The sequence below is a fragment of the Microbispora sp. CA-135349 genome (genome assembly GCF_050947365.1).
Lineage (GTDB): Bacteria > Actinomycetota > Actinomycetes > Streptosporangiales > Streptosporangiaceae > Microbispora.
This window is the reverse complement of the sequence record NZ_CP192001.1, coordinates 6,908,630-6,929,682: the sequence shown is the minus strand read 5'-3', so window position 1 is coordinate 6,929,682 and position 21,053 is coordinate 6,908,630. Positions and strand designations below refer to the sequence as shown.

Annotated in this window: 22 protein-coding genes and 1 pseudogene; 11 read left to right on the top strand and 12 right to left on the bottom strand. The window is 70.3% G+C overall.

All coding sequences use genetic code 11. The features are described from left to right. The first annotated feature begins 40 nt into the window (after nt 1-40). Complete coding sequence (locus ACQPZZ_RS31900; RefSeq protein WP_432925193.1) at nt 41-784, top strand: DUF427 domain-containing protein; 744 nt, start codon at nt 41-43, stop codon at nt 782-784. A gap of 15 nt (nt 785-799) precedes the next feature. On the opposite strand, the gene ACQPZZ_RS31895 is transcribed toward ACQPZZ_RS31900, so the two are convergent. Genes ACQPZZ_RS31895 through ACQPZZ_RS31885 form a run of 3 tightly spaced genes read right to left on the bottom strand, consistent with a single transcriptional unit; the run spans nt 800 to nt 1,819 of the window. After that, nucleotides 800-1,222 carry a type II toxin-antitoxin system VapC family toxin gene (locus ACQPZZ_RS31895; RefSeq protein ID WP_432925191.1) on the bottom strand — a complete coding sequence of 141 codons (423 nt, stop codon included), beginning with the start codon at nt 1,220-1,222 and terminating at the stop codon, nt 800-802. Then, nucleotides 1,222-1,473: a type II toxin-antitoxin system Phd/YefM family antitoxin gene (locus tag ACQPZZ_RS31890; protein WP_432925189.1), complete on the bottom strand. Its 252-nt coding sequence runs from the start codon at nt 1,471-1,473 to the stop codon at nt 1,222-1,224. Before ACQPZZ_RS31890 ends, ACQPZZ_RS31895 begins: the two co-directional genes overlap by 1 nt. Nucleotides 1,474-1,528: 55 nt before the next feature. After that, complete coding sequence (locus tag ACQPZZ_RS31885; protein ID WP_363645878.1) at nt 1,529-1,819, bottom strand: hypothetical protein; 291 nt, start codon at nt 1,817-1,819, stop codon at nt 1,529-1,531. Between the two features lie 242 nt (nt 1,820-2,061). Between ACQPZZ_RS31885 and ACQPZZ_RS31880 the strand changes: the two genes are divergently transcribed. The 5 genes and pseudogenes from ACQPZZ_RS31880 to ACQPZZ_RS31860 all read left to right on the top strand — a co-directional run. Then, nucleotides 2,062-3,540: an XRE family transcriptional regulator gene (locus tag ACQPZZ_RS31880; RefSeq protein WP_363645879.1), complete on the top strand. Its 1,479-nt coding sequence runs from the start codon at nt 2,062-2,064 to the stop codon at nt 3,538-3,540. A gap of 7 nt (nt 3,541-3,547) precedes the next feature. Further along, nucleotides 3,548-4,471 carry a phosphotransferase enzyme family protein gene (locus tag ACQPZZ_RS31875; protein WP_432925186.1) on the top strand — a complete coding sequence of 308 codons (924 nt, stop codon included), beginning with the start codon at nt 3,548-3,550 and terminating at the stop codon, nt 4,469-4,471. A gap of 212 nt (nt 4,472-4,683) precedes the next feature. Further along, nucleotides 4,684-4,887, top strand: coding sequence for a cold-shock protein (locus tag ACQPZZ_RS31870; RefSeq protein WP_030511616.1), 204 nt, complete (start codon nt 4,684-4,686; stop codon nt 4,885-4,887). Between the two features lie 136 nt (nt 4,888-5,023). After that, complete coding sequence (locus ACQPZZ_RS31865) at nt 5,024-6,694, top strand: alpha-amylase family protein (protein ID WP_432925185.1); 1,671 nt, start codon at nt 5,024-5,026, stop codon at nt 6,692-6,694. 81 nt (nt 6,695-6,775) lie between these two features. Continuing rightward, nucleotides 6,776-7,270, top strand: a pseudogene (locus ACQPZZ_RS31860) (DUF998 domain-containing protein); the annotation flags it as partial. Between the two features lie 108 nt (nt 7,271-7,378). Here the strand turns inward: ACQPZZ_RS31860 and ACQPZZ_RS31855 are convergent. The 3 genes from ACQPZZ_RS31855 to ACQPZZ_RS31845 form a co-directional block, all read right to left on the bottom strand. Further along, nucleotides 7,379-8,413 carry a hypothetical protein gene (locus ACQPZZ_RS31855; RefSeq protein WP_432934703.1) on the bottom strand — a complete coding sequence of 345 codons (1,035 nt, stop codon included), beginning with the start codon at nt 8,411-8,413 and terminating at the stop codon, nt 7,379-7,381. Nucleotides 8,414-8,470: 57 nt separating this feature from the next. Further along, complete coding sequence (locus ACQPZZ_RS31850; protein WP_432934618.1) at nt 8,471-9,853, bottom strand: dihydrolipoyl dehydrogenase family protein; 1,383 nt, start codon at nt 9,851-9,853, stop codon at nt 8,471-8,473. A 103-nt stretch (nt 9,854-9,956) separates the two neighbouring features. Then, a complete protein-coding gene (locus tag ACQPZZ_RS31845; protein WP_363645883.1) occupies nt 9,957-10,934 on the bottom strand; it encodes a malate dehydrogenase in 978 nt (325 codons plus the stop codon). Between the two features lie 358 nt (nt 10,935-11,292). Between ACQPZZ_RS31845 and ACQPZZ_RS31840 the strand changes: the two genes are divergently transcribed. Beyond that, entirely contained in the window at nt 11,293-13,137 is a 1,845-nt protein-coding gene (locus ACQPZZ_RS31840) for a glycoside hydrolase family 6 protein (RefSeq protein ID WP_432925182.1), read from the top strand. A gap of 93 nt (nt 13,138-13,230) precedes the next feature. On the opposite strand, the gene ACQPZZ_RS31835 is transcribed toward ACQPZZ_RS31840, so the two are convergent. From ACQPZZ_RS31835 to ACQPZZ_RS31810, 6 genes are all read right to left on the bottom strand, one after another. Further along, nucleotides 13,231-13,407 carry a hypothetical protein gene (locus tag ACQPZZ_RS31835; RefSeq protein ID WP_169986612.1) on the bottom strand — a complete coding sequence of 59 codons (177 nt, stop codon included), beginning with the start codon at nt 13,405-13,407 and terminating at the stop codon, nt 13,231-13,233. A 252-nt stretch (nt 13,408-13,659) separates the two neighbouring features. Further along, the gene (gene dapD, locus ACQPZZ_RS31830; RefSeq protein ID WP_432925180.1) at nt 13,660-14,628 is read right to left on the bottom strand and encodes a 2,3,4,5-tetrahydropyridine-2,6-dicarboxylate N-succinyltransferase; all 969 of its coding nucleotides are present in this window, start codon (nt 14,626-14,628) and stop codon (nt 13,660-13,662) included. Nucleotides 14,629-14,647: 19 nt separating this feature from the next. Further along, the gene (locus ACQPZZ_RS31825) at nt 14,648-15,316 is read right to left on the bottom strand and encodes a response regulator (RefSeq protein WP_432925178.1); all 669 of its coding nucleotides are present in this window, start codon (nt 15,314-15,316) and stop codon (nt 14,648-14,650) included. Between the two features lie 20 nt (nt 15,317-15,336). Then, complete coding sequence (locus tag ACQPZZ_RS31820) at nt 15,337-16,467, bottom strand: sensor histidine kinase (RefSeq protein ID WP_432925176.1); 1,131 nt, start codon at nt 16,465-16,467, stop codon at nt 15,337-15,339. A 119-nt stretch (nt 16,468-16,586) separates the two neighbouring features. After that, nucleotides 16,587-16,787 carry a DUF397 domain-containing protein gene (locus ACQPZZ_RS31815; RefSeq protein ID WP_432925174.1) on the bottom strand — a complete coding sequence of 67 codons (201 nt, stop codon included), beginning with the start codon at nt 16,785-16,787 and terminating at the stop codon, nt 16,587-16,589. Continuing rightward, nucleotides 16,780-17,094, bottom strand: a complete 315-nt coding sequence (locus ACQPZZ_RS31810; protein ID WP_432934616.1) for a Scr1 family TA system antitoxin-like transcriptional regulator — start codon at nt 17,092-17,094, stop codon at nt 16,780-16,782. Before ACQPZZ_RS31810 ends, ACQPZZ_RS31815 begins: the two co-directional genes overlap by 8 nt. A 256-nt stretch (nt 17,095-17,350) precedes the next feature. On the opposite strand from ACQPZZ_RS31810, the gene ACQPZZ_RS31805 reads away from it, so the two are divergent. From ACQPZZ_RS31805 to egtB, 4 genes are all read left to right on the top strand, one after another. After that, nucleotides 17,351-17,677: a helix-turn-helix domain-containing protein gene (locus ACQPZZ_RS31805; RefSeq protein WP_357016969.1), complete on the top strand. Its 327-nt coding sequence runs from the start codon at nt 17,351-17,353 to the stop codon at nt 17,675-17,677. Between the two features lie 181 nt (nt 17,678-17,858). Then, complete coding sequence (locus ACQPZZ_RS31800; RefSeq protein ID WP_432925172.1) at nt 17,859-18,518, top strand: hypothetical protein; 660 nt, start codon at nt 17,859-17,861, stop codon at nt 18,516-18,518. Nucleotides 18,519-18,626: 108 nt separating this feature from the next. Beyond that, complete coding sequence (gene egtA / locus ACQPZZ_RS31795) at nt 18,627-19,751, top strand: ergothioneine biosynthesis glutamate--cysteine ligase EgtA (RefSeq protein ID WP_432925170.1); 1,125 nt, start codon at nt 18,627-18,629, stop codon at nt 19,749-19,751. Beyond that, entirely contained in the window at nt 19,748-21,052 is a 1,305-nt protein-coding gene (gene egtB / locus ACQPZZ_RS31790) for an ergothioneine biosynthesis protein EgtB (protein WP_432925168.1), read from the top strand. The genes egtA and egtB overlap by 4 nt, the downstream gene beginning before the upstream one ends. Nucleotide 21,053 lies beyond the last annotated feature (1 nt).

Here is a 21,053-nt window from a genome sequence, read left to right as displayed (position 1 = left end):
CCGGGGAATAAGGACGATCCGCCCGCCGGTTGGCGCAGGCATGGAGCCGACGAAACGGGGCCGCGTCCGGGTGGAGACGACGGCCAGGCGCGTGCGTGTCTATGCCGAGGGCCGGGCGGTGGCCGACACCACCCGGGCCCTGCTGGTCTGGGAGGGTCCCTACTATCCGACGTACTACTTCCCGCTCGACGACGTGCGTGTGGAGGAGCTGAAGGCCACCGGGCAGAAGCGGCACTCGCCCAGCAGGGGCGACGCGGAGGTCCACGACGTGGCGGGCCGGCCGGGCGCCGCCCTGGTCTACGGGGACGACGCGCCGCTGGAGGAGATCCGGGGCCACGTCCGCTTCGACTGGGACGCGATGGACAACTGGTTCGAGGAGGACGAGGAGGTCGTCGTGCACGCCCGCGACCCGTACACGCGGGTGGACATCCTGGCCAGCTCGCGCCACGTCCGGGTGGAGGTGGACGGCGTCACGGTCGCCGACTCGCGCAACCCGCGCATGCTGTTCGAGACCGGTCTGCCCCCGCGGTACTACCTGCCCAAGACCGACGTACGGCTGGACCTGTTGCGCCCGTCCGACACCGTGACCCACTGCCCGTACAAGGGCACCGCGGTGTACTGGTCGGTGGGCGACGACGAGTCCGGCAAGGACCTCGTCTGGTCCTATCCCATGCCGCTTCCGGAGTCGCAGAAGATCGCCGGGTTGGTCGCCTTCTACGACGAGAAGGTGGACGTGTACGTCGACGGCGTCCTCCAGGACCGCCCGAAGTCGAAGTTCGCCTGACCCTCGCCGCACCGGTCAGAGGGCGACCTCGAACGGATTGAGCACGGACACACCCGTCCCCTCGAAATCCTTGACGTTCCGGCTGACCAGGGTCCAGCCGTGCACCCTGGCCGTCGCGGCGATCAAACCGTCCGCCGTCGGCAGGGTCCGTACGGCGTTCAGCCGCCCCCACTCCTCGGCGACCGCGGAGGTGACGGGGACGATGCGATCGCCGAACTGCCGCTGTAGCGCGTGCAGCCAGCGTTCCAGCACCGCCGCCTGCGCGGGGTCGCTGTGCCTGCGTAGCTCGAGGCCGCAACGGATCTCGCCCACGGTCAAGCTGCTCAGGTAGAGCGTGGGTCCGTGGGCCGCGCCGATCCAGTCCCTGACCGAGACGCTTCCGTTCCGCTTGCGCGCCTCCGACACCACGTTCGTGTCGAGCAGGTAGCCGATGGTCATCAGCCGAGATCCACCTCTCGCGGCAGGTCCTGGTTCCGAGGGAACTCGATGTCGTCGTCCCAGTCGGGGTCCGCGAGGAGGAAACGGGCGAAGTCGGGGGCGTCTCCTTTGAGGCGGCGGTATTCGGCGATGTCGATGACCACCGCGACCTCTTCTCCATGCCGTGTGACGACCTGGGGGCCTTCGTCCAGTGCGCGGCGGACGACCTCGCTGAACCGCTGCTTCGCCTCTTGTACCTGCCAGGCGGTCATAGCGATGCTCCTGTCTAGTCTGTCTAGATAGGACTATAACCGCCTGGCGCGTGATTCAGCGGCGGATGACGTGGAGGACGCTGGCGATGCGCTCGGCCGCGGTGACCACGTCGGAGGCGTGCCCGATCCGGCCGGCCCAGGACAGCCAGTACCACCATTCGCCGTCACCGGCGCTGGATGCCAGGACGTCCTCGGCCATCGTGGGCGCCATGGGGTTGATCACGCGCAGACGCGGGTAAAGGCCGGCCGGCGCCGTCACGCGTACCTGGAAGGAGTGGGCCTCCAGCTGGGCGGCGAGCCGCTCCAGGTGGTCCATCGCCTCGCTGCGGTCTGCCGTCGTCGTCATCGTCAGCCTCCGGGGGAACGTCACGACCTATCACCGGAAAGGGTGAACCCGCAACGACCCACCGGCAATGATGAGGAATTCCCGAAACCGTGCAACAGGCAGGGAACTCACCCGGATTCCGTGGAACAGACACGAGTTCGCGGACACGAAGGCATAACAGTCGCGGGAGGTTGTGTGCCTGCGTGTTTACCGTGGGGAAACAACCGTAAACGGGGACCGCTTCACCAGTGGAGGGCGTGCACATGGCCCGCGGAGAGCACTCACCCGCTTGCGCGCGTCGCTGGCGCGAACAGGCACAGGTCCGGCAGTGGACGCTCTGGCAGACCGTCCAGGCGATTCACGGGTGCTGCGGCGTCAGCCTGCTGAAGGCCCACCGGCTCGGCCGGGGGTGGTCGGCGCGACAGGCGATCGAGGAGCTGGAGCACCTGTGCGAGCAGCAGAACCTCGGTCATCCGCGGGCGAGCATCGATCTGCTGAACGCCTGGGAGAACAACCGGGCGCGCCCGCGCCCGCAGACGATCGACCTGCTGGCCCGGCTCTACCGGGCCAACGCCGTACGGCTCGGCCTGGCCGCCGACTACTGCGAGGACCCGGGCGGGCAGAAGATCGTGGTGGTGGGGCCGGGGCAGACCGGTGAGCAGGCCCGGACCGAGGACCCCGCCGCCGACGACGCGGAGCGCAGGGCGCTGTTCCACCAGGCGATGCTGATGGGCCCGCCGAGCGGCCGGTTCTTCGCGGAGGTCGAGGGCGTGCGCCACGACCTCGACCGCACGCTGGCCGCGGGCACGGTGAGCGAGGACCAGCTCGACCGGCTGGACGAGCAGGTGCTGCGCTACCGCAGGGAGTACATGACGACCCCGCCGACGCCGATGCTCTGCCGGGTCATGCTGGAGATCTCCGACGTGCGCCGGCTGAGCGCCGCCCGTCAGCCGGCGTCGGTGCAGCGCCGCCTGCTCACCGCGACCACGATGCTCACGCTGCTCGCCGCCGACGCGCTGATGAAGCTGGGCGACACCCGCCAGGCGCACGCCTGGTACGGCACCGCCCGCGCCGCCTCCGACGATGTCGGCGACCTGCGGTTGCGGGCGCTGGTGCGGGCCCAGCAGACCATGCTTCTGTACTACTACGGCGACCTCAACGAGACCGTGCGGCTGGCCCGCGAGGCGCGGATGCTGGCAGGCTCGGCACCCAGTTCGCCGGCGGCGCTGGCGGCGGCGGCCGAGGCCCGGGCACTGGCCAGGATGGGAGACGGCAAGGCCGCGAGGATCGCCCTCGCCGAGGCCGAGCAGATCTTCGCCCGCATGCGCGGCATGAGCCAGGACGACCTGGCTTTCGTCTTCACGGAAAAGCGGATGAAGTTCTACCGCACCGGCACGCTCATCGAGCTGGGGGACGCCCAGCAGGTGCAGGGCATCGACGGGTTCCCTCCGGGCTTCCACACCATCGACCCGGCGCTGATCCTGCTCGACCAGGCGAGCCACCTGGCCAGGAACGGCGATCACGAGGGGGCCTGCCGGCTCGCCGCGGACGCGCTGGGGCAGGTGCCCGCCGAGCACCGCACCTCGATCGTCGTCACCCGGGCCAGGGCCCTGCTGGCCGACGCCGACCCCGCGCTGCCCGCCGTACGGCGTCTGCGGCGGGTGTTGTCGGAGTCGTCGCCCACGCTCGCCCTCAGCGGGCTGTTCCCCGCCGCGGACCTGTCCGCCACCCAGAACGCCTGAAACCGCCATGAAGACCATGGAAGCGGCGTCGCTGGCCGAGGAGGCGTTCGGGATCCTGCGTGAGGTCTGCGCGAAGATCGGGCTGGACGCGCGGGGCGCGCGGCTCCTTCGATTGCGCAGCAACGCCGTCTTCAAGCTGCGGGGGGACACGGCGCGCGGGGAGACGGTGGTGCGGATCGCGACCGCGCCGGACGCGCTGACCCGGCTGCCGGTGGTCGTGGCGGTCGCCCGGTGGCTCGCCGACCGGGGCTTTCCGACCGTGCGGCCAGCCGACGAGATCGCCGATCAGCCGATGGTGCACGACGGCCGGGTGATCACCTTCTGGCGGTACGTCCCCTCCCGGGGCCGCCCGACGACCCGGCAGCTCGGCCGGGTGCTGCGCAGCCTGCATCGTGAGCCGGTGCCGCCGGTGGGGCTGCGGACGCTCACCGACCCGCTCGCCGAGGTGCGGCACGCGGTGGAGCATCGGGCCGAGGTGCTGACCGCCGGCCAGCGGTCCTGGCTGAGCGACCGCATCGAGGAGCTCACCGGGCGCTGGCGCGACCTGGACACCGGCTCGCCGGTGCTGCTGCACGGCGACGCCTGGATCGACAACCTGCTGCGCTGCCAGGACGGGCACGTGGTGCTGTGCGACTGGGACGGCGTGGCCGTCGGGCCGCGCGAGTGGGACCTGGTGCACACCTACCACGGGCAGCGCCGCTTCGGCCTGTCGGCGGCCGACGTGGACGAGTTCGCCCGCGCGTACGGCTCGGACCTGCGGCTGTGGCCCGGCTACGGCACGCTCATGGAGGTGCGGGACATGTACGCCGTGGGCATCCACATCCGTAACGCCTCCGGTGACCCGTTCTCCCGGCAGGAGCTGCCGCGGCGGCTCGACTCGCTCACGCGCGGTGACGGACATGCTCGCTGGTATATGGCGGCACCGGCATAGCCTCGGGTAATCGCGGGTACTCTCCGTACAGGCTGCGGGTGTCGCAGTGGACAATTCCTGAAAACATGGTTTGTAAAAAGCGCACCCGGGTCATCCCGGCGGCGGATATGCGCGCACTTCCAGCGTCTCACGCGGTCGCGCGACCGATCCGCTACGCAGCCTCATGCTCTCGACCTGGGAACATGGTGGGGCTTTCCAAGAAGGAGAAGCAGTTGTCTGAAGGCACTGTCAAGTGGTTCAACGCCGAAAAGGGCTTCGGTTTCATCGCTCCGGACGACGGCACCGCTGACGTGTTCGTTCATTATTCGGCGATCACCTCGAACGGTTACCGGACGCTGGACCAGAACCAGAGAGTCAGCTACGTGACCGTTCAGGGCAACAAGGGACCGCAGGCCGAACAGGTCACGCCGCTGTAGGACGTGACTCACGGTGACGTCGCGGCCGTGACGGGCCGCGCGAGCGGTACCGCGCCGGCCCGCGCCGCTCCGGCGGCGCGGGCCGGATGTTTTGCCGTTCCTTTGCCGGGCAGCGGGAACGGTCATGAGATTGAGCATGACCTCCGATCTGTGGTGGAAGAACGCGGTCGTGTACTGCCTCGACATCGAGACATTCGCCGACGGCAACGGCGACGGGATCGGCGACTTCAGGGGGGCGATCCAGCGCATCGACCACCTGGACCGGATGGGCGTGACGTGCATCTGGCTGATGCCGTTCTTCCCGACGCCGGACAAGGACGACGGCTACGACATCACCGACTTCTACAACGTCGACCCGCGACTGGGCACGCTCGGCGACTTCGTCGAGTTCATGCGGGTGGCCAGGGACCGCGGCATCAGGGTCATCGCCGATCTCGTGGTCAATCACACCTCCGACCAGCATCCCTGGTTCAAGGAGGCGCGCTCCAGCCGGGACTCCCGCTATCGCGACTGGTACATCTGGTCCGACAAGCCGGAGCCCGACGATCCCAAGGGCGTCGTGTTCCCCGACAAGGAGGACAGCCTCTGGGAGTACGACGAGAAGACCGAGCAGTACTACTACCACCGGTTCTACCGGTTCCAGCCCGACCTGAACACCGCCAACCCCGAGGTGCAGGACGAGATCTCCCGGATCCTCGGATTCTGGATGGAGCTGGGCCTTTCCGGCTTCCGGGTGGACGCCGTGCCGTTCCTCGTCGAGCAGGTCACCGACAGCGGCGACCTGCCCGATCCGCACGAGTTCTTCGCCTGCCTGCGGGCCTTCCTCAGCCGCCGCGACGGCAGCGCCATCCTCCTCGGCGAGGTCAACCTGCCGTACGACGACCTGGTGCGCTACTTCGGAAACGATCTCGGTGACGAGATCACCATGTGCTTCGACTTCATCACCATGCAGCGGACGTACCTGTCGCTGGCCCGCGAGGACGCCGGCCCGCTGGCCGCCGCCCTGCGGGAGCGCCCCAAGGCGCCCAAGGACTCCCAGTGGGCGACGTTCATCCGCAACCACGACGAGCTCACGCTCGACAAGCTGAACGACGCCGAGCGCGAGGAGATCTTCCAGGCCTTCGGCCCGGACAAGAACATGCAGCTGTTCGGCCGGGGCCTGCGCCGGCGCCTGCCCACGATGCTGGGCGGCGACATCGAGCGGATCAAGATGGTCTACAGCCTGCTGTTCTCCCTGCCGGGCACCCCGGTGCTCTTCTACGGCGAGGAGATCGGCATGGGGGAGAACCTGGAGCTGGAGGGCCGCCAGGCCGTCCGCACGCCCATGCAGTGGACCCCGCACCGCAACGGCGGCTTCAGCGACGCCGACCCCTCGAAGGTGCGGATCCCCATGCCCACCGGGGACTACGGCCCCGAGAAGATCAACGTCAGCGCGCAGGAACGCGACCCCGACTCGCTGCTGTCGTGGATCACCCGGCTGATCCGGCACTACCGCGACTGCCCGGAGTTCGCGTGGGGCGAGTACACCGTGCTCGACACCGGCGTGGACGCCGTGTTCGCCCACCGGGCCGACTGCGACGGCGAGACGGTCGTGGCCGTGCACAACCTTGGCGAGACCGAGGCCGAGGTGGAGATCACGCTGGACGGGCTCGACTCGTCCAAGGTGCTGACCGACCTGCTGGTGGACGGCACGGTCGAGATCTCCGACTCCGGCCGGGCGCGCTTCCCCATGGGCAGGTACGGCTGCCGCTGGTTCCGCGCCTCCACCCCCGAGACGGCCCCGGCCGATTCCGCCGACGCCTCCTGAGATCCCTAGGGGTTCCCTCAGGGGCGGCTCGGGTGGATCTCCGATGGGCCGCCGCCCTCCCCGCGGCCACAGTGATGAGTCATGGGGATGGTCTTGGGATACGCGCTGGTGGCGACCGGCGCCGCCGCGATGCTCGCGTTACATCTGGTGGCGGGGCTCGACCCGCTCACGGCGACGATCAGTCAGTATTTCTACACGCCGCACGGCTGGCTGCTGCCGGTCTCGCTGACGTCGATCGCCGTGGGCTCGGCCGTGCTGGCCATGCGGCTGGACCGGATGAACCGGCTGGACCGGCGTGCGGCGCTGTTGGTGGGCATGTGGAGCGCCTGCCTGCTGCTGGTGGCCGGGTTCCCGACCGACCCGCAGGGGCTGCCGCTGTCGCTCTCCGGCAACATTCACCGCTATGCGGCCTTCGCGGCCTTCGCCAGCCTGCCGTTGGCCGGGCTGCTCGTCGCCCGGGCCACCCGCTCGCGCCTGGTGCGCGTGCTGTGCACCGTCGCACTCGGCTCGCTGCTCCTCGTGGTCCTGCCGTACGCCTTCCGGATGCTGAATCTCGACCCCGGGACGGTGCCGGCCGGGCTCACCCAGCGCCTCACCGTCGTCTCCGAGGTGGCGGCGCTGGTGGCCATGTCCGTAGCGGCGGCAGGGTCGATGGCAGGGGTGACGGTGAGGTCGGTGGCAGGATCAGCCGCCGCAGCTCTGGTAGGTGAAGGTGCCGGCCCGGACCTTGTAGGAGTCACGCACCCGGGTTCCGCCCGTGCGGGTGTCGACCCTGAGGATGGTCACGCGGTCGACCTTCGCCGAGCGGATGAGGTGGAGCGTCACCTCGTGTTCCCCGGTCCAGTCGATCATCTCCACCGAGGCGTCCGACGGCAGGGAGAAGCGGACGGAGCCTCCCGTCTGGTCGGTCGTGGCGTCGTAGAAGCGCAGCCGCGCCTTCTTGCCGGCCGCGGTGACGAACGCGACCGTGCGGCCGTCGGAGGACAGCCCCCACGGGAGGTTGACGGCGACCGTCTCGGGCGGGACGACGCGGGCCAGCTCGCCGCCCGTGGTGTCGTAGACGGCCAGTTCGGTGGTGTTCTCGTCGGTGCCCTGGTCCACGAGGACGGCTGAGCCGTCGCCGCTGAAGCCCCTGAACGTGCCGAACGGCGCAAGCGCGCCGGTTTCGCGCGCCCCCGGGACGTCGAAGATCCGGGCCCGGCTGCTGCCGTCCTTCACGCCGTAGCCGAGGATCAGGCGGGCGCCGTCCTGGGAGAGCCGTATCCACGCCTCGTTCATGCCGACGCCGCGCGGGAGAAGCTTCTTCGGCATGACGTGCACAGGACCCATGGCGTGCGCAGAGCCGTGGAACTCGCGCACCACCAGGCGGTGGTCGGACTTACGGAAGTAGGCCACGGACTCGCCGTCGCCGCTGACCGAGAGCGGTGCCTGCATCTCCTTGACCGGCTTGCCCTTGGCGTTCAGCGGCGCCACCATCGCGTCCTTCAGCGCCACCCGCTCGCCGTCGAGCAGGTCCAGCCGCCAGGTGTGGCAGGGGATGGAGCCCAAGTCCTTGACCGTGCAGGCGTCGACCGAGGCGTACCGGATCGAGTGGTGGGCCGAGTGCCGCGCGGTGCCCGCCTGGGAGGCCGCGGCGGGCACGGCCGCGGCGGAGATCGTGAGCGCGGGCAGGGCGAGACCGATCAGCACCGATGAGATCGGCCAGGTGGGGTGCCGCATGACTTTCCCCTTTCTAGGAGGTCATGCATTGGACCCGCCCGGGGCGTCACCGGTTCGTCACAACTCCATTGCGTACGCCGCTCCGTCGAGCGTCTCGAGCGCGTCCTCGATCGCCCGGTGGAAGGTCGGGTAGGCGAACATCGTGTGCCGCAGCCGCCCCGTCGGTATCTCGTTCTGCACCGCCACCACGAGTGCGCCGAGCACCTCCCCGCCGGCCGGGCCGGCGCTCGTGGCGCCGACCAGCACGCCGCGCCGCGCGTCCTCCACCAGCTTGACGAAGCCCTCGTGCCCGGCCCCGTGGATCCAGCCGCGGGCCGACTCGTCGACGGAGGCGAAGCCGACCCGCACGTCGAGCCCGGCCTCCCGGGCCTCCCGCTCCGTCAGGCCGACCGAGCCCACCTCGGGGTCGGTGAACGTGACCCGGGGCACCGCCCGGTAGTCGGCGGCCGGGCCGCCCTCGCCGAGGATGTCGCGGGCCGCGATCCTGCCCTGGTAGACGGCGACGTGGGTGTAGGCGCCCCGGCCGGTCACGTCGCCGACCGCCCACACGCCGTCGGCGGCCCGCATCCGGTCGTCCACGGTGACGAACCCGGCGCTCTCGTCGAGGCCGGCGTCGCCGGCGCCGATCGCGGCCAGGTCGGCTCTGCGCCCGGTGGCGACCAGCAGTCGCGTGGCGCGGAGGGTCCGGCCGTCCTCCAGCCCGAGGGTGAAGCCGCCGTCGTCGTGCCGCACCCGCTCGGCCGCGACGCCGGTGTACGTCTCGAGGCCCTCGCCGGCGAACACCCGCGCCAGAAGCACGCCCGCCTCGGGCTCCTCCTGCGGCAGCAGGCGGTCGGCGGTCTCCACGACCGACACCCGCGTGCCGAACCGGGCGAACACCTGGGCGAGTTCGCAGCCGACGGCTCCGCCGCCGAGCACGATCAGCGACTCGGGCACCTGCCGCGCCGCGACCGCGTCGCGGTTCGTCCAGTACGGCGTGCCCTCCAGCCCGTCGATCGGGGGGACGGCGGGGCTGGTCCCGGTGGCGAGGACGATCCCGCGCCGGGCCCGCAGCACCCGGCCGCCCACGGTCACCTCCCGCGGCCCGGTGATCCGTCCGCGGCCGCGGACGAGGTCGACGCCGGCACTCTCGAAGTGCTCCGCCCTGGCGTCGTCGCTCCAGTCGTCGGTGCCCTCGCCGGTGATCCGGTCGATCACCGGGGCCCATCGCGGGGACACCCGGACCGAGCCCGCCATGCCGGGCACCCGCCGCGCCTCGGCCAGCAGTCCCGCGGCACGCACCATCATCTTGGAGGGGACGCAGCCCCAGTAGGCGCACTCGCCCCCGATCAGCCCGGCCTCCACCGCGGCGACGCTGAGTCCGGCCTCCGCGAGCCGTCCCGCGACGTCCTCTCCGCCGGGTCCCAGGCCGAGCACCACCACGTCGTACATCGCGTCCATGCCCGTCAACTGCCCAGGCAGGCGAGGCCGTACCGTACGGGCGGAAGCCCGGGAAAACGCGAGGGGCGGGCCGGTGACCGGCCCGCCCCTCGCGCGAGAGCTCTCAGATGAGACCGAGCGCGCGTACGGCGTCCCGCTCCTCGACCAGCTCGTTCACCGAGGCGTCGATGCGCTCCCGCGAGAACGCGTCGATCTCCAGGCCCTGGACGATCTCCCAGCGGCCGTTCCTGGACACCACCGGGAAGGACGAGATGAGGCCCTCCGGCACGCCGTAGGAGCCGTCGGACGGGATGGCGGCCGAGGTCCAGTCGCCCTCGGGCGTGCCGTTCACCCAGTCGTACACGTGGTCGATCGCCGCGTTGGCCGCGGACGCCGCCGACGACGCGCCGCGCGCCTCGATGATGGCGGCGCCGCGCTTGGCGACGGTCGGGATGAAGGTGTCGCGCAGCCACTCCTGCTCGACCTGCTCGGCCGCGATCTTGCCACCGACCTCGGCGTGGAAGAGGTCCGGGTACTGCGTGGCGGAGTGGTTGCCCCAGATCGTCATCTTCTTGATCTCGGTCACCGGCACGTTCAGCTTGTTCGCGAGCTGCGAGAGCGCGCGGTTGTGGTCGAGACGGGTCATCGCGGTGAACCGCTCGGCCGGCACGTCGGGAGCCGAGGCCTGCGCGATGAGCGCGTTGGTGTTGGCCGGGTTGCCCACGACGAGCACGCGGATGTCGTCGGCCGCGTGGTCGTTGATGGCCTTGCCCTGCGGGCCGAAGATGCCGCCGTTGGCCTCCAGCAGATCGCCGCGCTCCATGCCCTTCGTACGCGGGCGGGCGCCGACGAGCAGCGCGACGTTGGCGCCGTCGAAGGCCTTGGCCGGGTCGTCGGAGATCTCGATGCCCCGCAGCAGCGGGAACGCACAGTCGTCGAGCTCCATCGCGGTGCCCTCGGCCGCCTTCACGGCCTGCGGGATCTCCAGAAGGCTGAGCTTCACCGGGGTGTCCGCCCCGAGGAGCTGGCCCGAGGCGATGCGGAAGAGCAGCGCGTAACCGATCTGGCCGGCCGCGCCGGTGACGGTCACTTTGACGGTCATGACGATCCCCATTCGCGATTTGTGTGACTCACGGATGCTACCCGCCGGGCCGTATCCCCTCGTGAGCAGGTAGGGGTGGTGTCGTCGCGCGTCGCTCGGCGGGGGAGTGGTTCAGATCCGACATCCGGGCCCTGGCCACGCTTTTCACCTATGAATGGGTGAAACTTTCAAGTAACAGGCAGGCGACTTCGGTCGTAACACGGCGATGGATGCCCTGATGGGACGGCGGGTGCACGCCGGCCGGTCCCGCCGCGGCGGTGCGGCCCTTGACGGGTCCCTGTACGGCGCCGGGGGTGGTGCCTATGGTTCGTGGGAGCGCTCCCAAGCGCAGGTATTCATCGCCAGGAGGACCTTCCCAATGAGATCCACCCCCCGACCGGGAGCCGTGGGCTCCACGGTGCGCCGCGGCCTGGTCGCGGCGGCCGTGCTCGCCCTCGGCGCCACGGCGGCCGTCGCCACCGCCACATCGGCGAGTGCCGCGGTCGCCTGCAAGGTCAACTACAGTGCCAGCGAATGGCAGGGCGGCATGTCCGCCAACCTGACCATTCAGAACCTGGGTGACGCCCTCAACAACTGGACGCTCACCTTCACCTTCCCCAACAGCAGCCAGAAGGTCAGCCAGGGCTGGTCGGGCAACTGGAGCCAGTCCGGCAGCAACGTGACCGTGACGGCCATGGACTGGAACAAGTCCCTGGCCAACGGCGGCTCGACGAGCATCGGCTTCAACGGATCCTGGAGCGGCAGCAACCCCGCGCCGACCGACTTCAAGATCAACGGCGTGGCCTGCAACGGCACGACCCCGGTGTCGCCGTCTCCGCCGATCTCCCCGTCTCCTCAGGTCTCCCCTTCCTCGCAGGTCTCCCCGTCGCCGGGAACCTCTCCGTCGGCGTCCCCGTCGCCGGCTGTTTCTCCGTCGTCCTCGCCGCCGCCGCCCGGTGAGCACGTGGACAACCCGTACGTCGGCGCCACGGGCTACGTGAACCCGGACTGGTCGGCCAGCGCGAAGTCCGAGCCGGGCGGCTCGCGGGTGGCCAACATCTCCACGGCGGTCTGGCTGGACCGCATCGCCGCGATCACCTCCGGCTCGGCCGGCAACAACAGCAAGGGCCTGCGTGACCACCTCGATGAGGCGGTCAAGCAGGACGCGGCCAATGGCGACACGCCTCTCACGATCCAGGTCGTCATCTACGACCTGCCGAACCGCGACTGCTCGGCGCTCGCCTCCAACGGTGAGCTGAAGATCGCGCAGAACGGCCTCGCGCGGTACAAGTCCGAGTACATCGACGTGATCGCCGGGATCATGGCGGACTCGAAGTACTCCAACCTCCGCATCGTGACGATCATCGAGCCCGACTCGCTGCCGAACCTGATCACCAACGTGAACGCGTTCCAGGCGTGCCAGGAGGCCCAGTCCTCGGGCGCCTACGTCCAGGGTGTCCAGTACGCGCTGAACAAGCTGCACGCGATCAAGAACGTCTACACCTACGTGGACGCGGCCCACCACGCCTGGCTCGGCTGGGACAACAACTTCCAGCCGATGGTGAACCTCTTCCACCAGGTCGCGACCGGCACCACCGCGGGCGTGAACAGCATCGACGGTTTCATCGTGAACACCGCCAACTTCGGCGCGACGGTCGAGCCGTACTTCACCATCAACAGCACGCCGGGCGGCCAGTCGGTGCGCCAGTCCAAGTGGGTCGACTGGAACTGGTACGTGGACGAGCAGTCCTTCGCGGTCGGTCTGCGCAACGCCCTGGTGGCGAAGGGCTTCCCGAACACCATCGGCATGCTGATCGACACCTCCCGCAACGGCTGGGGCGGCTCGGCCCGTCCGACCAAGGCGAGCACGGCGACCAACCCGGACACCTTCGTCAACGAGTCCCGCATCGACCGCCGGATCCACGCCGGCAACTGGTGCAACCAGTCCGGTGCCGGTATGGGTGAGCGCCCGAAGGCGAACCCCACCGCCGGTCTCGACGCCTACGTCTGGATCAAGCCTCCGGGTGAGTCCGACGGCTCCAGCTCCGCCATCGACAACGACGAGGGCAAGGGCTTCGACCGGATGTGTGACCCGACCTACACGGGTAACTCGCTGAACGGCAACAACATGTCCGGTGCTCTCGGCGGCGCCCCGGTCTCGGGCCACTGGTTCTCCGCCCAGTTCCAGCAGCTCATGCAGAACGCCTACCCGCCGCTCTCGTAACCCGAGGAACCGCGTAGGCGCACAAGAAGGCGGGCCCCGTCGCGATCGCGACGGGGCCCGCCCCTTTTCGTCCCCTTCGTGTGCACAGGCCGGTCAGGTGTAGTGACCCGACCTGCTGCTCCGCGTGAGCTTGAGCACGACCGACACGATCAGTGCGATCGCGCCGATGATCAGAACCCACTTCAGCGCGCCGAAGATGAGCCCGATGACGGAACCGAGAAGGAAGAACCCGACGATGACGGCTGCGGCGATGAGGAGAATGCGTCCCATACCTTCACCGTACGGGCCGCCCTACCGCCGTTCACAGGGCCGAAGGCCAAGTTCAGGGCAGACTCAGGGTCATCTCAGGGTCTGGCGTCTCCAGTGCCCCTCCCGCCAATCTTTGCCCCGTCGCGTCGCCCAGAGCGGCACCTCGCTGCGTTGTCGTCGTCGGCCGTAGGCTCCGCTACGACCTCCTCCTCCGCCTTGCGATGCACCACTCTGGACACCGCTCCTTCCGGGCAAACCTTGTCGGTCACGGCACTAGTCGTTGGAGTGCAGCTCCGCGTTGAGCTCGATGCCCCTGCCGTCTCGGGAGACCGCCTCGACCGCCCCGGTCGTCGAGTTGCGGCGCAGCAGCAGACCCGACTTGCCCGACAGTTCCTTCGCCTTAACGACCGTCCCGTCCGGCAGCGTGACCTTGGTGCCCGCCGTGACGTACAGCCCGGCCTCCACCACGCAGTCGTCGCCGAGCGAGATGCCGACGCCGGAGTTGGCTCCGAGCAGGCACCGCTCGCCGATCGAGATGACCTCCTTGCCGCCGCCGGACAGCGTGCCCATGATCGAGGCGCCGCCGCCCACGTCGGACCCGTCGCCCACGACGACCCCTGCGGAGATGCGGCCCTCCACCATCGAGGCGCCGAGCGTGCCGGCGTTGTAGTTGATGAAGCCCTCGTGCATGACCGTGGTGCCGCTCGCCAGGTGGGCGCCGAGCCGTACGCGGTCGGCGTCGGCGACCCGCACCCCGGAGGGCAGCACGTAGTCGACCATGCGCGGGAACTTGTCCACGCCGTAGACGGTCACCGGGCCACGGGCCCGCAGGCGCAGCCGCACCTCTTCGAAGCCCTCCACCTTGCACGGGCCGTGGCTGGTCCACACCACGTTGGCCAGCAGCCCGAAGATCCCGTCGAGGTTGACCGTACGCGGCCGGACCAGGCGGTGGGACAGCAGGTGCAGGCGCAGGTACACGTCGTGCGCGTCGGCCGGCGGGGCCGACAGGTCGGCGATGCCGGTGCGCACGGCCACGACCTCGACGCCCCTGGCGGGGTCGGGGCCCACCAGTTCCGCCATGCCCTCGCCGAGGTCCTCGCCCGCGATCGGCTCGGTGCCCACGGCCGGGGGCTCGCCCAGTGCGGGGAAGGGGAACCAGGTGTCCAGCACGGTGCCGTCGGCGGCGATCGTGGCGAGGCCGATCCCGTACGCACCCGAGGTGGTGGAGTCGATAGCTGTCATGTGCACCTACGGTACCGGCTCAGGACGAGGGATCCCCGGGGCGGATCATGCCCGACTCGTAGGCGTACCGGACGGCCTGAGCGCGGTCGCGTAGGCCGAGCTTGGCCAGCAGGCGGTTCATGTGCGTGCTCACCGTCGCCTCGCCGATCGACAGCGTGCTCGCGATCTCGCCGTTCGACAGTCCCCGCGCCACCAGGCGCAGCACCTGCTCCTCCCGCGCGGTGAGGTCCCTCTCCGGCGGCGGCGCGGCGGGCTGGGCGCGGCGGTAGGCGTCGACGACCCGGCCGGTTACGGCGGGGTCGAGCAGCACCTCGCCACGGGCGGCGCTGCGGATCGCGGCGAACAGGTGCTCGGGCGGCGAGACCTTGAGCAGGAAGCCGCCGACCCCGGTGCGCAGGGCGTGATCGAGGTTCTCGTCGGTGTCGTAGGTCGTCAGCATGATCACGCGCGGCGGTGCGGGCGCGGACAGGATCCGCCGGGCCGCCTCCAGGCCGTCGAGCCGCGGCATCGCGATGTCGAGCAGCACGACGTCGGGCCGCAGGCTCCGGGCCAGCTCCACGGCGCGCTCGCCGTCGGACGCCTCGCCCAGCACGTCGAGATCCGGCTGGGTGCCGATCACCAGCCGTAGCCCGGCCCGGACCATCGCCTGGTCGTCGGCGATCAGGATGCCGATCTGATGGCCGTTCACAGCGTCTCTCACAGCGTCTTTCACAGGGGGAGCACCGCCCGGACGCCGAAACCGCCCGAGGCGAGCGGTCCCGCGGTGAGCGTGCCGTGGAACAGCGCGGCCCGCTCCCGCATGCCGATGAGCCCGTGCCCGCCTCCGGCGCCGCGCGCCCGCGTCCTGCCCTGGCGCGGGCCGTCGTCGACGATCTCCAGGTGGAGCTCCCCGGGGCGGTGCTCCACGGTGACCGTCGCCCGCGTCGGGCCGGCGTGCTTGAGCGCGTTGGTCAGCGCCTCCTGCACGATGCGGTAGGCCGACAGGTCGAGTCCGGCGGGCAGCGGCACCGGATCCCCGCGCACTTCCAGGGTCACGTCGAGCCCCGCCGCCCTGACCTGGTCGAGCAGGTCGTCCAGCCGGTCGAGGCCGGCCTGCGGGCCCGAGTCGGCGCTCGGGCCGCGCAGCAGGCCGAGCATCCGGCGCAACTCGTCCACGGCGCCGCGGCCCGTCTCCTCGATCGACGCGAGCACCTGCCGCTCGCGTTCCTGGTCCTCGCGCAGCATGAGCCGTACGCCGCCGGTCTGCATGGTCATCACGCTGACGCTGTGGGCGACGATGTCGTGCAGTTCGCGGGCGATGCGGGCGCGCTCCTCCGACACCGCCTCGCGGGCCAGCAGTTCGCCGCGTTCGGCGGCCTGCGCGGCGATCACGCGGTGCCGCCGTACGGCCAGGCCGGCTCCGGCCGCGATCGCGGACATCACCACCGCCACGGCGATGTCGCCCCACCCGGCCGGCGGGGACGAGGCCGCCAGCATGGAGACGACGTACGCACCGCTCGCGACCATGCCGGTCACGGCCTTCACACTGCCCGGCCGTACCTCCGACAGCAGGGTGAACAGCAGCACGAGCTCGGTGTAGAACTGCCAGGCCGCCGCCATCTGGGGGGCCAGGACGAACAGCAGGACGTTGAGGGCGGAGTAGACGCACAGGATCGCGAAGGGGGCGTGTCGCCGGAACAGCACCCCGACGGCGGTGACGACCCCGGCGGCGATCCAGAGGGGAAGGTGTTCGCGGGACGGACCCATCGAGCGCCCGCCGATCTCCTCGGCGATCGCGAACAGGCCCACGGCCACCGCGACGAGCCAGTCGACGAGAGTGGGGGAACGGCGGTGGAGCATGACGCAGACAGTAGCCGCCATCCGGTCAGTTATTGACGCCCATTATGTGACAAAAGGGGCACACCACTCCCGGTGCGGCCCGGTCGCCGAGGGCGACGGGTCCCGGGGTGCCTGCGCGATCAGTCGTCGAACTCGCCGTTCTTCACGCCCGCGATGAAGGCGCTCCATTCGCTCGGGGTGAAGGCCAGGACCGGGCCCGAGCGGTCCTTGCTGTCCCGCACGGCCACCAGCCCCGGCACGTTCGTCGCCACCTCGACGCAATTGTTCCCGCTGCCGCTGAAGCTGCTTTTACGCCAGATAGCCATCGACAGGTCAGTCATGAGACAGATTGTCCTTGGCGTCGGAGATCAGCTTCAAGCTCTCTTCCGTCGGCAAGGCTGCATCGCATATCTGCTCGAAGGCTGACCTGTAGCGGTCCACGTGATCGGTGCTCTCGACGTAGACATCACCTGCGGTGCCCTCGACGTAGGCGACGTCCGGATCTTCTTCCTCGGCGAAGGAGAGCACGGTGAACGCGCCCTCCAGGCCCGCGTGTTCTCCGGCGGAGTAGGGCAGGATCCGGATCGTCACATTAGGCCGACGTGCACTGGTCGAGCGTCCGCGTCGGTCGTGTCCGCCCTGGTGCATGGAGGCGCACGTCGACGAGCCTCCCGGTGAGCGCATCCACAACGCCTGGCTGCAGTCCATCGAGTTGCGGCCCGGCACTCCATCGGCTTCCGTCACAGATCGTGACCCAAGGCCAAGGGAGGCATCTCCTTCCTGACGCGCAGGATGGCGGCACTTCCTCTTCGCGCGAGGACGTGGGCAGGACGAATTGGTACCGCCAAGCGATCCCTCTCGCCGAAGACCGGTACGCGACCTATCTGAAGGAAAAGACGGAGCCATGAGCAGCACACACAGTTACGATCGCGAAGGCTTCCTCTCGGCATTCTTTCCTGACGCGGCTGACCGCGCGGAGGTCGAGGAGGGCGCTCAGGCCCTCGTCAACGTCAGCCGAGCCCACCGCTTGGCCGAGATGCGCAAGCGCCTGGGACTGACGCAGGCCGAGGTCGCCGAGCGGATGAACGTGCGCCAGGAGCGTGTCTCGGCCATCGAACGCGCCAAGGTCGACGCCAGTGAGCTGAGAACCCTGGCCGCCTACATCAGAGCTTTGGGTGGGCGAATGGAGATCGTCGCCGACTTCGGCGGCGAACGTCTCGTGGTCGGCTGAAGTTTGGCCACGTCGGGACCTCCTCGCTGCCCGCTCGCATGTACGGGTCTTGCGACCGGGTGAACTATCCCCGGCAACGTCGGCGGGGGATGCCGGGAGCGGGAAATCCGCCTGTAGGTGGACAAGGGGTCAAAGCGCGCTTTGACGACCGCGCGGGGGACCGCTTCGTACGGTCCTCCGCATGCTTACCAACGCGAACACCTTCCGCCGCGTCGCGGCGGGCACGAGCCTCATCCTCGCCCCGCTGTGCCTGCTCCTCGGCATGGCCGCCGATCCGTCCGAGCCCGGGGTCGACGACCCCCTGGCGTACGCGCACAACCCGGGCGCCGTGGGCGTCAGCGCGACGCTCCTCCACTACGCGTGGATCCTGTGGGTGCCCGGCGTCATCGGCCTCGTCCACCTCGTACGCAGGAAGGGCGTGGTGCTCGCCAACATCGCGGGCGTGGTCGCGGTCCTCGGCCTCATCAACTTCTCGGCGCTGATGATCTCGGACTTCTTCGACATCGTGGCGTTCCGGATGCTGCCGGTCGACCAGGCGGAGAAGCTCATGCAGGACGCGGCGCAGCCCGCGATGACCATCGCCTGGCAGATGCCCGGCATGATCGGGTCGTTCCTCGGCCTCATCCTCGTGGCCGTCGCGTACGCCTGGGGTGGCCAGGCCGGGTGGTGGTTCCCGGCCGGCGTGCTCGTCGGCATCCTCGTCTGGCTGTTCGGCGCGAGCGCGTGGAACCTCGTGCTGGGCCTCGGCGGCCCGGTCATCCTGCTGGTGGTCTTCGGCATCGTCGGCGTCTCCATGATCCGCATGCGCGACGAGGAATGGGCGACCTCCGCCTCCGCGTGACCTGTGTTAACGCACTGTTTCAGTGGGTTTCAGGTTGAAAGGGGACATTGCGGGGAAAGTTGACTCGGCACGACCGAGTCACGTAAACCTCGGCCTGATGGGGGGCGAATGACCGACGTGCACGGGTACGCCCGGAACTGCTTCCGCGGGGTCACCTCCGACCGGCTGGGCGTCGAGCTGGAGTTCCTGGTCTTCGACGCGGAGGACCCGGCGCTGCACGTCCCCATCGCCCGGACCGCCGAAGCGCTCCCCGTGCTCCCCGGGGGCAGCCGGGTGACGTTCGAACCGGGCGGGCAGCTCGAACTGTCCGCCCCGCCGGACGTCCTGCCCGCCGCCATCGCCAAGCTCACCGCCGACGTCGACGCCGTACGGCTCGCGCTCGCCCGGGCCGGGCTGCGGCTGGGCGGCCGCGGGCTGGACGTGCTGCGCCCGCCCCTGCGGCAGTTACGAGAGCCCAGATATGAGGCGATGGACGCCTTCCTGGGCCGTCCGCACGGGCAGGCGATGATGTGCTCGACCGCGTCGATCCAGGTCAACCTGGACTTCGGCGGTGACCCCCGGGCCCGCTGGGAACGCGCCCATGTGCTCGGCCCGGTGCTGCTGGCGGCCTTCGCCAACTCACCCGCCGGTGGGTGGGCCTCCGGCCGGCAGGCCGTGTGGAGCAGGCTCGACCCGAGCAGGACCGCGCCGGTCGCACAGAACGGCGACCCGGTGAACGACTGGGCGCGCTATCTTCTCGACGCCCGTCTCATGCTGGTCCGGAAGGACGGCCGTTTCCTGCCGGTCCTGGACGGCTCGGCGTTCCGCGACTTCGCCCGCGTGGCCGGGCGTCCCCCCGCCGAGGACGACCTCGCCTACCACGCCACCACGCTCTTCCCGCCCGTACGGCCCCGGGGCTGGCTGGAGGTGCGCTACCTCGACGCGCAGGGCGCCGGGGAGTGGCCCGTGTGCGCGGCCGTCGTCCACGCGCTCGTCACCGACGACCGGGCCGCCGGGATCGCTATCGAGGCGGCCCGGCCGGTCGCCCACCGGTGGGCGGACGCCGCGCGCCTCGGCCTCGCCGACCCCGGCCTGCGCCGGTCCGCCTCCGCCTGCTTCCGCGCCGCCGCCGAGGCACTGCCCCGCCTCGGGGCCGAACCCTGGCTGGTGGCCCGGGTTCGCGCGTTCGCCTCCCGGCACATCGAATCCGGCCGATCGCCGGCCGCCGACCAGATGGAGGAGATGTACGCGTGACCGATCTCGACGCCGTCCTGGGCAACGCCGGCCCGACCGGCCTGAAGGAGCGGATCGCGGCCGAACTCGAGGCCGTGCGCGCGCGGTCGCTCACCTACACCGACGCCGACGACGACGTGCTCGTGCGCCAGCACTCGCCCCTGATGTCGCCGCTGGTGTGGGACCTCGCGCACGTGGGGAACTACGAGGAGCTGTGGGTGCTGCGCGAGGTGGGCGGCATCGAGCCGCTGCGCCCGGAGATCGACGACCTCTACGACGCGTTCAAGTATCCGCGCAAGGACAGGCCCTCGTTGCCGCTGCTCGGCCCGGCCGAGGCCAGGAAGTACATCTCCGGCGTACGCGGGCGGGTGCTCGACGTCCTCGACCTGGCGGATCTGACCGATCCCGATCCGCTGCGGTCCGGGGGCTACGTCTTCGGGCTGGTGCTGCAGCACGAGCACCAGCACGACGAGACCATGCTCGCCACGCTGCAACTGTCCCGGCGGCCCGGCCTGGTCCGCGACGGCGCGCTGCCGCAGGGCCGGCCCGCCGGTGACTCGGAGGTCCACATTCCCGCCGGCGTCTTCACGATGGGCACCGACACCGTGGCCTGGGCGTACGACAACGAGCGGCCGGCGCACCGGTTGTACCTGCCCGGCTACTGGATCGACCGCCATCCCGTCACGAACGCGGCGTACATGGAGTTCGTCGAGGACGGCGGCTACCGCGACCCGCGCTGGTGGCTGCCGCAGGGCCGGGAGTGGGCCGAGCGCAACGGCGTCGAGGCCCCGCTGTTCTGGACGCGCGACGGCGACACCTGGTGGCGGGTCCGCTTCGGCCGGGAGGAGCCCGTGCCGCCGGACGAGCCGGTGCAGCACGTCTCGTGGTACGAGGCCGACGCGTACGCCCGGTGGGCGGGCAAGCGCCTGCCGACCGAGGCCGAGTGGGAGAAGGCGTGCGGGGGCCGCGGATATCCCTGGGGCGACGCGGATCCGGGCCCCGGTCAGGCCAACCTCGGCCACCGGGCCGCCCGGCCGGCGCCCGTGGGGGCGTACCCGGACGGAGCGAGCCCCTACGGCGTCGAGCAGCTCATCGGGGACGTGTGGGAGTGGACCGACTCCTGGTTCCAGCCCTATCCCGGCTACCGGTGCTTCCCTTACGAGGAGTACAGCAAGGTCTTCTTCGGGGAGACCTACCGGGTGCTGCGCGGCGGGTCGTGGGCCACGCATCCCTCCGCCGTCCGCACGACCTTCCGCAACTGGGACTATCCGATCCGGCGGCAGATCTTCGCCGGGTTCCGCTGCGCCCGCTCGGAGGAGTAGG

What these genes read in the sequence shown, in the direction of transcription:
- ACQPZZ_RS31900 (WP_432925193.1), top strand. Translation starts at nt 41, where the DNA reads ATGGAGCCGACGAAACGGGGCCGCGTCCGGGTGGAGACGACGGCCAGG.
- ACQPZZ_RS31895 (WP_432925191.1), bottom strand. Translation starts at nt 1,222, where the DNA reads ATGACCATCGGCTACCTGCTCGACACGAACGTGGTGTCGGAGGCGCGC.
- ACQPZZ_RS31890 (WP_432925189.1), bottom strand. Translation starts at nt 1,473, where the DNA reads ATGACCGCCTGGCAGGTACAAGAGGCGAAGCAGCGGTTCAGCGAGGTC.
- ACQPZZ_RS31885 (WP_363645878.1), bottom strand. Translation starts at nt 1,819, where the DNA reads ATGACGACGACGGCAGACCGCAGCGAGGCGATGGACCACCTGGAGCGG.
- ACQPZZ_RS31880 (WP_363645879.1), top strand. Translation starts at nt 2,062, where the DNA reads ATGGCCCGCGGAGAGCACTCACCCGCTTGCGCGCGTCGCTGGCGCGAA.
- ACQPZZ_RS31875 (WP_432925186.1), top strand. Translation starts at nt 3,548, where the DNA reads ATGAAGACCATGGAAGCGGCGTCGCTGGCCGAGGAGGCGTTCGGGATC.
- ACQPZZ_RS31865 (WP_432925185.1), top strand. Translation starts at nt 5,024, where the DNA reads ATGACCTCCGATCTGTGGTGGAAGAACGCGGTCGTGTACTGCCTCGAC.
- ACQPZZ_RS31855 (WP_432934703.1), bottom strand. Translation starts at nt 8,413, where the DNA reads ATGCGGCACCCCACCTGGCCGATCTCATCGGTGCTGATCGGTCTCGCC.
- ACQPZZ_RS31850 (WP_432934618.1), bottom strand. Translation starts at nt 9,853, where the DNA reads ATGGACGCGATGTACGACGTGGTGGTGCTCGGCCTGGGACCCGGCGGA.
- ACQPZZ_RS31845 (WP_363645883.1), bottom strand. Translation starts at nt 10,934, where the DNA reads ATGACCGTCAAAGTGACCGTCACCGGCGCGGCCGGCCAGATCGGTTAC.
- ACQPZZ_RS31840 (WP_432925182.1), top strand. Translation starts at nt 11,293, where the DNA reads ATGAGATCCACCCCCCGACCGGGAGCCGTGGGCTCCACGGTGCGCCGC.
- ACQPZZ_RS31835 (WP_169986612.1), bottom strand. Translation starts at nt 13,407, where the DNA reads ATGGGACGCATTCTCCTCATCGCCGCAGCCGTCATCGTCGGGTTCTTC.
- dapD (WP_432925180.1), bottom strand. Translation starts at nt 14,628, where the DNA reads ATGACAGCTATCGACTCCACCACCTCGGGTGCGTACGGGATCGGCCTC.
- ACQPZZ_RS31820 (WP_432925176.1), bottom strand. Translation starts at nt 16,467, where the DNA reads ATGCTCCACCGCCGTTCCCCCACTCTCGTCGACTGGCTCGTCGCGGTG.
- ACQPZZ_RS31815 (WP_432925174.1), bottom strand. Translation starts at nt 16,787, where the DNA reads ATGACTGACCTGTCGATGGCTATCTGGCGTAAAAGCAGCTTCAGCGGC.
- ACQPZZ_RS31810 (WP_432934616.1), bottom strand. Translation starts at nt 17,094, where the DNA reads ATGCACCAGGGCGGACACGACCGACGCGGACGCTCGACCAGTGCACGT.
- ACQPZZ_RS31805 (WP_357016969.1), top strand. Translation starts at nt 17,351, where the DNA reads ATGAGCAGCACACACAGTTACGATCGCGAAGGCTTCCTCTCGGCATTC.
- ACQPZZ_RS31800 (WP_432925172.1), top strand. Translation starts at nt 17,859, where the DNA reads ATGCTTACCAACGCGAACACCTTCCGCCGCGTCGCGGCGGGCACGAGC.
- egtA (WP_432925170.1), top strand. Translation starts at nt 18,627, where the DNA reads ATGACCGACGTGCACGGGTACGCCCGGAACTGCTTCCGCGGGGTCACC.